Source organism: Candidatus Eisenbacteria bacterium (assembly GCA_013140805.1).
GTDB lineage: Bacteria > Eisenbacteria > RBG-16-71-46 > RBG-16-71-46 > RBG-16-71-46 > JABFRW01.
Window position 1 is genome coordinate 1 of the sequence record JABFRW010000040.1, and the last position, 11,605, is coordinate 11,605.

An 11,605-nucleotide genomic window follows, 5' to 3' on the forward strand; every position below is an offset into this window, starting at 1 on the left:
AACGCGCCGCGCTCGAAATCAGCGCGGCATCCCGCACCCGTGACGCCATGGCCGCCCGCGGGCTGTCGCCGCGGAAGCGTTTCGGTCAGAACTTCCTGGTGCGCCCGGAACTCGCCGAACGCATCGTCGAGCACTGCCACCTGAACAGCGAAGACGTGGTGGTCGAGATCGGCCCCGGCGCCGGGGCGCTCACCGGCCTGCTCGCCACGCGCTGTGCGCAGTTGATCGCGGTCGAGAAGGACGACGGTCTCTCGGAGCTCCTGCGCGAGGAATACGACGGCATCGAGCAGGTCACGATCGTCAACGCCGACTTCCTCGAATTCGACCTCACGGCCCTCGCGGCCGAGCGCGGCGTCTCGAAGCTCGTGGTGGTCGGCAACATTCCCTACAACATCACGACCCCGATCCTCGAGCACCTGTTCGAGCAGCGGCGCGTGGTCCGCAGCGCGGTGATGCTGGTGCAGAAGGAGTATGCCGAGCGGCTCGCCGCCGCCGCCGGCACGCCCGAATACGGCTCGCTCACGTTGTTCGCGCGCTATCACGCGCTGCTCGAGCCGCTCATGACGATCCGGCCCTCGGCGTTCTGGCCGCGCCCCGACGTGGACAGCATGCTGGTGCGGTTCTTCATGCGCGAGGAGCCGCCGGTACAGGTGCCCGACGAGGCGCTGATGTTCCGCATCATCCGCGGCGCCTTTCAGCAGCGGCGCAAGACGCTGCTCAACACGCTCCAGGAGACCCTCGAGCTGGGCAAGGAGCCACTCGAGCGCCTGAGCCGCCACGCCGGCGTCGATCCGCGGCGGCGCGGTGAAACGCTCACGCTCGAGGAGTTCGCCAAACTCGCGCGCCTCGCGGGCGATCACATCGCGGCGATCGATGGGAAACGGCGCGGCGAACACTGAGTCCGCCGCCGCGCCCATAGGTCACCGCGCTTACGGCCGGCTCACCGCTCCCGCCGGCTCGACGAACTTGTAGCCGACCTTGTGCACCGCGACGATGAACGGCTGCTCGAACCCGGCTCCGAGCTTGGAACGCAGGTTGGAGACGTGCGTGTCCACGGTGCGCGTGGTGACGCCGAGGTCTTCGTCGACGCCCCAGATCTCCTCGAGCAACTCTTCGCGTGAGACGGTGCGGCCGCGGTGCTCGATCAGATACTTGAGCAGCTCGAATTCCTTGTACGAGAGCGCGACGGCCTTGTCGGTCTTCAACACTTCTCGCGGCTCGAAGCGGACTTCGACGTCGCCGAACGTGTAGGTGGTCATCACCGCGCGTGCCGACGAAGCCCCGTGCGCGACCAGGCGCTTCGCGCGCGCGAGCAGTTCCTTCACGCTGAACGGCTTGGTGAGGTAGTCGTCCGCGCCCAGCTCGAACCCCTTGAGCACGTCGGCCTCGAAGTTGCGGGCCGTGATCACCAGCACCGGCATCGAGCGGTGACGCTGGCGCAGCTCCTTGAGCACCGTGTAGCCGTCCTTCTCGGGCAGCATGATGTCGAGCACGACGAGATCGGGCTCCTGCTTGAGCGCCAGCTTGAGGCCTTCGTGCCCGTTGCGCGCGGTGAGCACTTCGTAGCCTTCGAATTTGAAGTTGTGCTCGAGCCCTTCGAGCAAGCCTTCTTCATCTTCGACGATCAGGACCTTCGCCATTGGAAATCCTCACTCGGGCCGTGCCCGGTCAGGGAATCACGAGCCCGTTCGGGCCTGCGCTTCGGGTTGGGGCGCCGATTCGGCCGCCCGCGGTAGCCACAGGGTAAACGTACTGCCGCCATTCAGCACACTGCGGACTTCGACGCGTCCGCCATGGGCTTTCATGATCTGATAAACGAGGGAAAGGCCGAGCCCGGCCCCCTTGACGTCGTGAACCAGGCCGTCCTCGAGCCGCACGAACTTCTCGAAGATCTTCTTCTGGTCGCGCGGGGCGATCCCGATGCCGCGATCGCTCACCGACACCGTCACGAAGCCTTCGTGGGCGGCGGACGCGATCCGGATCTCCTTGCGCTCGCGCGAGTACTTGACCGCGTTGTCGAGCAGATTGAGCAGACATTGCGCGATCGCCAGGCCGTCCCCGCGCACCGGCGGCAGCGTCTCCGGCAGTTCGAGCGTCAGCTGGAAGCCCTGGTCCTCGATCCGCAACCGGAAACTGTCGACGGTTTCGCGCACCGCCTCAATCACGTCAACGTTCGTGAACCGGAACGCCCGCTGCCCGGCTTCGAGGCGCGCGAAGTCGAGGATGTTCTCGACCAGATTGTTGAGCCGCACCGCCTCACGTCCGATGCGCCGCAAAAACTTGTCGCGTTCTTCCGGCGTGTTGATGCGACCCATCTCGAGCGTCTCGACCGCGAGCCGGATCAGAGCGATCGGCGTCTTCAGTTCATGAGAGACGTTCGAGAGAAAGCTCGACTTGATGCGCGCCAGCTCGATCTGTCGCACCGTGTAGCGAAGCGCAAAGTAGGTGGCGATCAACAGCACGAACGCCATCACCAGGATGAATGCGAGGTTGAGCGCGATCAGCCGCTTGGTGCCCGCGATCGGGGCGTTGACGCTCGCCGCGGCGCGCACGCGGAAGCCCTCGAACGGGCCCTCCATCTCGACATCGGTGGCGTGCGGATTGGGCCCCGGCGGTCGCACCTCGGCGACCGTCGCTCCGTTCGGCGCGATCACCCGGATGCTGACCTGGCGGCGCGACTCGATGCCACCGTACATGCGCTCGTCGTTGACGATGCGCTCTTCGACCACCGACTGCAGATGCGAAGCGAGGAAGCGATCGGGAGCGACCCACCAGCCGCCGGCCGCACTGACCTGGCCTTCCGCATTGCGCAGCATCAGGCCCGCGAAGCGCCGGCCGCGAGCGTCTTCGGCGCCCGAGCGGTAGATCAGCGGGGTCGATTCGACCAGCAGCAGGAAATAATCCGCGATCTGGTCGAGCGATACGTATTCCGCGGTGATGCTGGCGGAATCACTCGGACCCATCGCCTCGCGGATCGCGAGCGGATTGCCACCGAGGCGCGCGACGTTCTCGGCCGGGCCGATCCGGTCGCGCAGGTCCGAAAGCAGCTCGCGCTCCAGCCCTTCGACGGTCTGGCGCGCCATGTACAGGTTGTAGCGATCGGTCTGCGCATCGAGCGCTCGCGAGACCCGCAACGTCATGAGCGCGCCGACTGCGGCCAGCACCAGCGCCGGCAGGGTGACGCCGAGGCCGATCAGGATGAGAACGCGGCGCGAGAATCGGGAGGCGAACATGGTCGGCGAGCCTAATGCCGGGTCGGGGGCGCGGCAACGCCGCGGCGTGCCGGCACCAATGCGAAAGGCCGGCCCCGTATCGGAGCCGGCCTTTCGCGGACGGACGCGCTCAGCTCTTGACCTGAGCGGCGGTCCGAGTGCCCTCGGCCATGGTGCGGATCTTCTTGACCAGCACCGGATCGCTCGAGGTCATGAGCACCAGCGTGCCGCCTTCGATGTTCACGACTTCGCGCGACAGCTTGCCGCTCGCCATCGCACCACGCAGCACCTTGCACTCGTCGCACAGCTTGGCCTTGTCGCCGGCCGAGACGAGCTTGCCCAGCCGCTCGCTGCGACGCTGCATGTTCGCCTGCAGCGCGTTCACTCCGCCCGGGCCGTTCGCCGTGTAGACGAACATCACGCCGTTCTTGAGCGCCACCGCCTGCACCGCCGAGGTCGCGTCATTGCCACCCGGTCCGCACAACGCCAGGTCTTCGCACGCGTCGCAATCGTGAGACGCCATCGCGCCCTTGCTCATGCTGCAGCTGCCGCCGGCGGCCATCTTGCCCTTGGCCGAGGCGGTCGACATCTTGGTTCCGCCCGCGCAGCAGGCACCACCGTCGGCGGATGCGGTGCTCGCGGTCGTGATCGTGGCGCCCTGATGCGCGGCGCACGAGGCCGACTTGGCGCTCGCGCTCGCGGCGGTGGCCGTCGTCTTGTTCTTGTCGCACGCCTGGGAGTTGGTGGACGAGCTGCTACAGATCGCGGCGAGGACGAGCGCTGCCATCACGGGTCGCAAGTTCATCACTGCTCACCTCCGAACTTCGAGTCAGTACCGCGCGTCCCGGGGTGGGGCGCCGCAAGGAGAACATCGGCCGAACCAGGTGCAAGGCTGTCACCGCCCTCGAAAGCTTATGTCAGCCGGCTGCAAAAAGGCGACCCGTGATTGCGTCGGGACCGGGACCGGGCGATCCGCAACGGGCGCGTCCCGGCCCATTCGAGCACGGCATTGACGCTCGCGAGGCCCCCTCTTAAGGTGCCCGCGCCCCATGGCCCGCTCTCGTCGTAAGCGCCTTCCCGTCCTGCCGATGCTCGGAATCCTCGTGCTCGGCGCCCTCGTCACCTTCGCGGGCGGCGAGCTGCTTCAGATGGCGCGTTCCGACACCGGTCAGGTGCGCATGGCCAGGACCCTCGGGATCGCCGACGGACCGCGATTGACCGCCGTGATCGGCCGTCAGGTCCGCCATGCGCTCGACGAATCCGGCATGCCGGCCGAGAGCCTTGTCGTCAGCGTCGTGGAGGACGGACCCGCCGCGGTTCGATGGCGCGTGGGTCTGCGCTCGGACGCCTCGCTGCTGCAACTCAACTACGCCATCACCCGCACCCTCGAGCAGGCGGGCGCCTCGGTGTTGAGCGGCCGCGAGGGCGTCACGAGTCGTGGTGCGACCTATGTGACGCTGCTGGCCGGGATCCCCGGCCGGCCGACGCACGAGCTGGTGCTCGCGCGACCGCCGCGCGAGGAGGAGCCCGAGGAGCGGCCAAACGCGCGACTCGCACTGGTGCTCTATGGCTTCGGTGACGAAACGGTGCTGGCCGAATCGCTCATGGTGCTGCCGGCGCCGTTCGCGGTCGCGATCGTGCCGGGCGCTCGGGGCAGTGCTGCGATGTTCGGCGCCGCGCATCACGCCTCGCGGGAGGTGGTGCTGCAACTGCCGCTCGAGCCCGTGAATTATCCGCAGGTCAATCCCGGCCCCGGCACGCTGCTCGTGACCATGCGGCCCGCGCGCGTCCAGAGCGGGGTGCGGCACTACATCGATCAGGCGCGGCCGGTGGCGGCGGTCGCCAATCACATGGGATCACTCGCGACCCAGGACATGACCCTCATGACGGCGGTCTATGACGAGCTGCGCGACCGCCGGTTGCCGTTCCTGCACGTGATGCCCGCCGCAGGTGCGGTGTGCCGCTCGCTCGCCTCCGAGATGGGGGTGGTGTACGACGAGCCCGACGAAACGCTCGACTACGAGCCACGCGCCGCGGACACCAGGGCACTCGACAAGCGCTGGAAGCAGGTGCTCGAAGAGGCGCGCCGCCGCGGCCGCATGATGGTGTGGGTGCGCGCAACGCCGACCACTGCCCGTTGGTTGCGCCGCGCGTCACTCCCGAAGCAGCTCGAGGGCGTCGACCTGGTGCCGCTCACGAGCGTGCTCCGCAAGCCCTCGCCCGCCTGAGGTGCTGCGCGCGCCGTCGCGCTGCGGTCCCATCACGCGCCACGCATCGCGACCCGCCCGCGCCCCGTGCTAAGGTGGGCGCCATGCGGCTAGGACAGGATGTCCTCACCGATTTGGATCAAGCGCTCGCTCAGGAGTGGCTGCTCGCCGACGGAGTCGGCGGCTGCGCCCTCGGTACTGCGGCGGGCGCTCGCGCACGCCCTGAGCACGCGCTCCTGATCGCATCGGATCATGCCGGGCACGCCGCAGTCGCGCTGCTGGCGCTCGATGCGCGCGTCACGCACGACGGCGAAACGCTCGACCTGGCCACCCATCGCCTGGTCGGAGACGCCTCGGCGCCCGCCGGATATCGCCACCTGGAGAGCTTCACTGCCGATCCGTGGCCACGCGCTACGTTCCGCTCCGGAGCGATCGCGGTCCAACAGGCGTACTTCATGTTGAGCGGGCACTCGGCGGTGGTTGCGAGCTGGCTCAACACCGGTTCTCGCCCGATCCGCATCAGCGTGGCGCCGCTGCTGGTCGCGCGCGGTCCGTCGATCGTGCACCGCGAGGACCCTGCCCTGATCGGAGTGGTCAAGGGCCAGCCCGGCCGCGTCACGCTTCAGTCGCGCGAAGGCTTCCCGACGCTCACGCTGTGGCACAGCGGCACCTTTCTGCCGGCGCGCGTGTGGCAGCGCGGGCACGTCCTCGAGACCGATGAATCGTTCGAGGACGCGTTCGCGGCAGCACCCGACGCGACGTCTCGCGCGACACGCGCGGGTGCAGGAGCGCGCGGAGCGAACGGCGCGCGATCCGCCCGCCGCATCGGCACCGTGACGCGTGCCGCCGTGCGAGTTCCGAATCCGTCTCAGGCCGGACACGATCCCGCTGCCGGCGAGGATGCGCTCGCAGCCGGCTACATCGAGGCGACGCTCGCGCCCGGGCAGTGGCTTCACGTGGTGGCGGCGGTCGAGCCCGACCTGTTCAAGACCCTCGCGCACGAAAGCCGCCTCGGCACCCCGCCGCCGTCGACGCTGGCGGGCTGCGTCGAACGCCTCGAACGCCACGAGCGCGAACATCTGAGCCTGACGCGCAACGCCGCCGTCGCGGGCGCCGATTTCACCGCGCGACAGGCCGCCGCCGCACAAGGCGGTGACGGCATGGCTCAGTCGCGACGCTCGGAGCCGCTGGTCGACCATGAAGATCCGTGGATCACTCGTTTCGCAACCGCACTCGAGCTGGCGCTGGTGAGCCGCGGCTCACGACTCACGCTCGTGACGCTGCCGGACGGCGAGGAGCATGGCGTCACGGCACTCCGGGCGCTTCCCGGGCTGTTGTCGCTGCGCGCCTTCGAGCCGGTCGCGGCGGTGCTGCGCGGATACGCCGAGTATGTCGACGAAGGCTACGTGCCCGAATCCTTCGACGCCGCGGGCTCGCCGCGCTACGGCGACCCGCGCGCCTCGCTGTGGCTGATTCACGCCGCCGAACGCTACGCACGCCGCAGCGGCGAGATTGATCTGGTGCGCGACACGCTCTACCCGGCGCTCGAGAGCATCATGCAGTACTTCCGCGCCGGAACGCGCGGTGGACTGCGCGTGGACTCCGAGGGCCTGCTGTCACTCGATGCCGGCGACGGTCCGACGCGTTTCGCCGATCTCAACGCGCTCTGGTACCACGCGCTGGTCGCGATGGCGCAGCTCGCGCGGCTGGTGGGGCGCCGCGAGAACGGTGCGTTCTACCTGGCATGGGCGCGCGAGCATCAGCAGCGTTTCGTCGAGCGTTTCTGGGACGCCTCGCGCGGGCAGCTCGCCTATGCGATCACGAACGAACGGGCGCTCTGGGAGCTGCATCCCGAACTGGTGCTGGCCGCCAGCCTGCCGCCCACCCTGCTGGCGCCAGAACAGGCCCGCACGCTGGTCGAGACGATCGAGCGCGAGCTGATGACACCGCTCGGGTTGCGCGAAGCCCCGGGCAGTCGCCGGGTGCGCCCCGAATGGGTCGGCTCGTTCGCCAGCGCGTGGCTGCGAGCGCACGGGCGCAGCGCCGAAGCGCAAACGCGCGTGCGTGGCTGGCTCGATGCGCTCGGCGAACACACGGGCCTGAGCGGCCATCTGCCCGAGCTGTTCGTGTTGCCTCGCTCGACGCCCGTGCACCGCGAGGGCGGCGCATCGAATGCGGCGCCGATGCGGCCGCGCCGGGCGGGAGCCGCGGCGGCACCCGTCGCGGTCGCCGAGTGCGTGCGAGTCCGCATCGAGGAGCTGGATCGCGCCGAGAGCGCGGTCGCGGTGGGCTAGCCGAGATCCCGTCCGATCCCGGACGCCTGTATCCCACTTGCGACACCTGTCACCGGGCACCGTGACAGTGGCGGCGCGCCCCGGACCGAGAATTCATGGGATTTAGCACTATTCCCCGGCCTCGCCATCTCGGCACGCGATCTGCAGTGTGATTCAGCGGTCGCGCCGTGGCTGTGCAATTGAGGCGATCGGTCCCTCCGTAACTCGAGCGGGAATGCACCTCCCCCGCGGGCGTAGGAAGGGACATCATGAGAATCGCATCCTCGAGCACCGCACCGCGTCCGGATGAGCATGGGGCGGAGCGGCGGGAACGCCGCTCCGAACATCCGGAGCCATCGAGCCACCCGATCGAATGTCGTCGCGATGGGTTCCCTGCGACGGCACGCGCCGTTCCGCACGAGTTCGGCTTCGTGCGGGCGGCGCTTCTTCTGGTGGTCGAGCGCCTTCGTTCCGGCGGCCGCGCATTCGCCGCCGATGCCCGTCACGGGCAGATCGCGGTCCTCGCGAGCCTGCTGGTGTTCGGCCGTTTCGCTCTCGACTTCGACATCTCCCTCGCGCAGATCGCGTTCACGCTCGGCGGAGCTCTCGCGTTCCAGTGGGCCGCGACGCGGCTGTGGCGGCTGCCGTCGTTCGAGCCGCGCAGCGCTCTCATCTCGGGACTCTCGCTGTGCCTGCTGCTGCGCACCGACGCGCCATGGCTGGCACTCGCGGCCGCGGCGATCGCGGTGTTCAGCAAGTTCTTGATCCGGGTTCGCGGCAAGCACCTGTTCAATCCCACCAACCTCGCACTGGTCGCCATGGTGCTCGTCACCGGCGGCTCGTGGGCGCGTCCCGGTGCGGTGTGGATCTCGCCCGGACAATGGGGCAGCACCACCGTGTTCGCGGCGGTGCTGGGTTGCGCCGGAATCACGGTGGCGCATCGCGCGGCTCGCAGCGACGTCGCGTTCGCGTTTCTCGCCGGGTGGCTCTGCGTCCTGTTCGGCCGCGCGGCGTGGCTCGGCCAGCCGTGGAGTGTGCCGGTGCATCAACTCGAGAGTGGCGCGCTGGTGCTGTTCACGTTCTTCATGATCTCGGACCCCCGCACCACGCCCGATGCACGCCCGATGCGCATCGCCTTCGGGCTCGCAGCCGCGCTGCTCGCCGGCGTGATCCAGTTCGTGTTGTTCCGCGCGAGCGGCCCGGTGTGGGCGCTCGCGCTGCTGTCACCCGCCGTTCCACTCCTCGACCGCCTGGTTCCGGCCACGCGCTTCGAGTGGACGGCGTCCTTCGCCAGGACGCGCTCCTCACACCTAGGACCTCTCCATGAAACGCCTGCTCCCGCTGGCTCCACTGCTCACGATCGCGCTCTCGCTCTCGCTCGCACCCACGGCCGCCCATAGCTTCTGCGGCTTCTACGTCGCGAGCGGGAACGCCAAGCTCTTCAATCGCGCCTCGCAGGTCGTACTGGTGCGCGACGGTGATCGCACCGTGATGACGCTCTCCAACGACTACCAGGGCGAGCCCAAGCAGTTCGCCATGGTGATCCCGGTGCCCACCGTGCTTCAGAAGGGACAGATCCACGTCGGCGACGGAGCGATCATCGAGCACCTCGACGCGTTCACGGCGCCGCGACTGGTCGAGTACTTCGATCCGCCACCGTGCGCGGTGGCGCAGGACGCGACGCGAGAGGTTGGCGCGCTCAAGTCCGCTCGCGCGAGGCCGAGCGTCACGCAGTTCGCCGAGAGCATCTCGCTTGGCGTCACGATCGAAGCGAGCTACACGATCGGCGAGTACGACATCCTGATTCTGTCCGCCACCGAGAGCGCCGGGCTCGAGCGCTGGCTCACCGCGAATCACTACAACGTGCCGCAGGGGGCTTCGCGGGTGCTGAACATCTACATCAAGCAGAACCTCAAGTTCTTCGTCGCCAAGGTGAACCTGAAGGAGCAGCAGAAGCTCGGCTTCCAGAAACTGCGCCCCATCCAGATCGCCTACGAGTCGCCCAGGTTCATGCTGCCGATCCGTCTCGGCATGGTGAATGCCGACGGCGCGCAGGAGCTGTTCGTCTATGCGCTCACGCGCACCGGCCGCGTCGAGCCGGTCAACTATCGCAGCGTGAAGCTGCCGACCGATCACGACGTCCCCGAATACGTGAAGACCGACTTCGCGCGCTTCTGTCGAGCGCTGTTCACCGAACAGGTGCGCAAGGAACACATGGGCGTGGTGTTCACCGAGTACATGTGGAACATGAGCGGGTGTGACCCGTGCGCGGCCGCGCCTCTGTCGGCCGACGAACTGCGCAAGCTCGGAGTGTGGTGGGTGGCCGACGGTTCGCGCCGTGCCGGGAGCGGCGACCCGAGCGTGTTCGTCACGCGGCTCCACGCGCGCTACGACAAGGCGAGCTTCCCGGAGGACCTCGCGCTGCAGGCGACCTCCGACCAGACCCACTTCCAGGGGCGCTACGTGATCCATCACCCGTACAAAGGCGACGAGGAGTGCGAGCAGCTCGTGGCCTACCGCGCTCAGTTGCGCGAGAGGCGACGCAGGGAAGCCGAGAACCTCGCGACCCTCACGGGCTGGCACCTGGACGAGATTCGCACTGCGATGGCGGTCGACGGTGAGTGGAGCGCGCCGGAGGACCGCATGAAGTGGTGGGACCGGCTGTGGAAGGACTGAGCCCGAGCGCCCGCGTGTAAAAGTCGAGCGCCTTGTCCGGGTCGTCCACCCTCACACGGGCGAGCTCCAGCTTCGTGGGATTCCTCGAGGCTCAGGGCCGAAACCACGCGAGCACGATCTCGAACAGGATCAGCAACACGATGATCACTTCGAGCGCCTCACTGCGCCGCGCCTGCGACTCGGCGTTCAGCATGGTGTAGGCGTCGCGCACGATCGAAAGTTTGTGGTCCACGCCGCTGCGCCACGTCGGGCCGCGGAAGATCTCGAGCGCTGCCGCGTAGATTCGCGCCAGGTAGACGTCGTCGGTGACCTTGAGCGAGTTCTCGACGCGTTCGACCAGTTCGGTCGCGTCGGCGAATCGCTTCTGCAGTTCACCGAGCAATCGCCCATAACGGCGACCGATCAGGTGAAAGCCATTTCGAGCTTCCTCGATGCGGTCGTAGATCTCCGGCAGCTCGCGGTCCAGCAGTGCGTCGTAGTAACGCAGTTCGAGCAACTGCGCATTGGCAAACTCGAGTACGTACTGCACGTCGGTATCTTCGGCGGTCGGTTCGACCACCAGCGCCGAGTTCCAGGTCAGCACTGCGAGATCGTCCTCGTAGTACGTGAAGCGTTGTGACAGCAGTTCGCGACGCGTCGCCGAGGAGATCGGCCGCGACTCGCCCAGCAACAACTGCGCGATGTCCTGTTCGCGCAGCGCGTCGGCGGTCAGCGCCACGCCGTCGGCGCCCTGCAGAGCATTGACGCGGAACACCGTGTAGTCCTCGGTGACCGGCGCCTCGCCGGGCTTCGAGATCGCGGCCAGCATGCGCTTCATCAGTCGATCGCGCGCGGTGGTGAAGAACTCGCGCCACCCCGGCGCGGCGCTCACCGCGTCACCGAATCGCGCGAACTCACTCCAGGTGAGCCGTGACGGCGCCACGATGCGAGCACGCAGCGACAACACGCCGAAGTCGAAGATTCGCGCCGACAGCTCGATCGACCGCGTCGCAGACCCGATCGGCAGCGACTCGGTACCGATCGCGATCGTGAGCGGCGGGTTCGAGATCTGGATCGCGAGCCCCTCGCCCCGCACCGGGCGCACGCGCTCCGCACCACTCGCGCCCAATAACTCCGAGGCGCGCTCGAGATCGATCCCGTAGCCGAGGTCGTAGAGTCGATAGACGATCGCCTCGCCGTCGACCGTCAGCCCCGCGTGTTCGGGAGTCGGCGAGGAGTTCCGTTCGTCGATCGGCAT

General features: G+C 68.1%; 9 protein-coding genes. 5 read left to right on the forward strand and 4 right to left on the reverse strand.

Annotated features, from left to right (window positions below):
- Nucleotides 1-899, forward strand: an 899-nt coding sequence (gene rsmA, locus HOP12_03860; GenBank protein ID NOT33287.1) for a ribosomal RNA small subunit methyltransferase A, incomplete at its 5' end; no start/stop codon positions are given.
- A 30-nt stretch (nucleotides 900-929) separates the two neighbouring features.
- Here rsmA and HOP12_03865 read toward each other — a convergent pair.
- The 3 genes from HOP12_03865 to HOP12_03875 form a co-directional block, all read right to left on the reverse strand.
- Complete coding sequence (locus HOP12_03865) at nucleotides 930-1,640, reverse strand: response regulator transcription factor (GenBank protein ID NOT33288.1); 711 nt, start codon at nucleotides 1,638-1,640, stop codon at nucleotides 930-932.
- A 36-nt stretch (nucleotides 1,641-1,676) separates the two neighbouring features.
- Nucleotides 1,677-3,233, reverse strand: a complete 1,557-nt coding sequence (locus tag HOP12_03870; protein ID NOT33289.1) for a HAMP domain-containing histidine kinase — start codon at nucleotides 3,231-3,233, stop codon at nucleotides 1,677-1,679.
- 109 nt (nucleotides 3,234-3,342) lie between these two features.
- Nucleotides 3,343-4,017 carry a hypothetical protein gene (locus HOP12_03875; GenBank protein NOT33290.1) on the reverse strand — a complete coding sequence of 225 codons (675 nt, stop codon included), beginning with the start codon at nucleotides 4,015-4,017 and terminating at the stop codon, nucleotides 3,343-3,345.
- 244 nt (nucleotides 4,018-4,261) lie between these two features.
- Between HOP12_03875 and HOP12_03880 the strand changes: the two genes are divergently transcribed.
- From HOP12_03880 to HOP12_03895, 4 genes are all read left to right on the forward strand, one after another.
- The gene (locus tag HOP12_03880; GenBank protein ID NOT33291.1) at nucleotides 4,262-5,440 is read left to right on the forward strand and encodes a divergent polysaccharide deacetylase family protein; all 1,179 of its coding nucleotides are present in this window, start codon (nucleotides 4,262-4,264) and stop codon (nucleotides 5,438-5,440) included.
- An 83-nt stretch (nucleotides 5,441-5,523) separates the two neighbouring features.
- Nucleotides 5,524-7,713, forward strand: coding sequence for a hypothetical protein (locus HOP12_03885; protein ID NOT33292.1), 2,190 nt, complete (start codon nucleotides 5,524-5,526; stop codon nucleotides 7,711-7,713).
- A gap of 410 nt (nucleotides 7,714-8,123) precedes the next feature.
- Nucleotides 8,124-9,092 carry a hypothetical protein gene (locus HOP12_03890; protein ID NOT33293.1) on the forward strand — a complete coding sequence of 323 codons (969 nt, stop codon included), beginning with the start codon at nucleotides 8,124-8,126 and terminating at the stop codon, nucleotides 9,090-9,092.
- Nucleotides 9,016-10,368 carry a DUF2330 domain-containing protein gene (locus HOP12_03895; protein NOT33294.1) on the forward strand — a complete coding sequence of 451 codons (1,353 nt, stop codon included), beginning with the start codon at nucleotides 9,016-9,018 and terminating at the stop codon, nucleotides 10,366-10,368. The genes HOP12_03890 and HOP12_03895 overlap by 77 nt, the downstream gene beginning before the upstream one ends.
- Before the next feature lie 91 nt (nucleotides 10,369-10,459).
- Here the strand turns inward: HOP12_03895 and HOP12_03900 are convergent.
- Nucleotides 10,460-11,605, reverse strand: a 1,146-nt coding sequence (locus tag HOP12_03900) for a hypothetical protein (GenBank protein NOT33295.1), incomplete at its 5' end; no start/stop codon positions are given.

Coding starts and splice junctions, on each gene's coding strand:
- HOP12_03865 (NOT33288.1), bottom strand. CDS start 1,640: ATGGCGAAGGTCCTGATCGTCGAAGATGAAGAAGGCTTGCTCGAAGGG.
- HOP12_03870 (NOT33289.1), bottom strand. CDS start 3,233: ATGTTCGCCTCCCGATTCTCGCGCCGCGTTCTCATCCTGATCGGCCTC.
- HOP12_03875 (NOT33290.1), bottom strand. CDS start 4,017: ATGAACTTGCGACCCGTGATGGCAGCGCTCGTCCTCGCCGCGATCTGT.
- HOP12_03880 (NOT33291.1), top strand. CDS start 4,262: ATGGCCCGCTCTCGTCGTAAGCGCCTTCCCGTCCTGCCGATGCTCGGA.
- HOP12_03885 (NOT33292.1), top strand. CDS start 5,524: ATGCGGCTAGGACAGGATGTCCTCACCGATTTGGATCAAGCGCTCGCT.
- HOP12_03895 (NOT33294.1), top strand. CDS start 9,016: ATGAAACGCCTGCTCCCGCTGGCTCCACTGCTCACGATCGCGCTCTCG.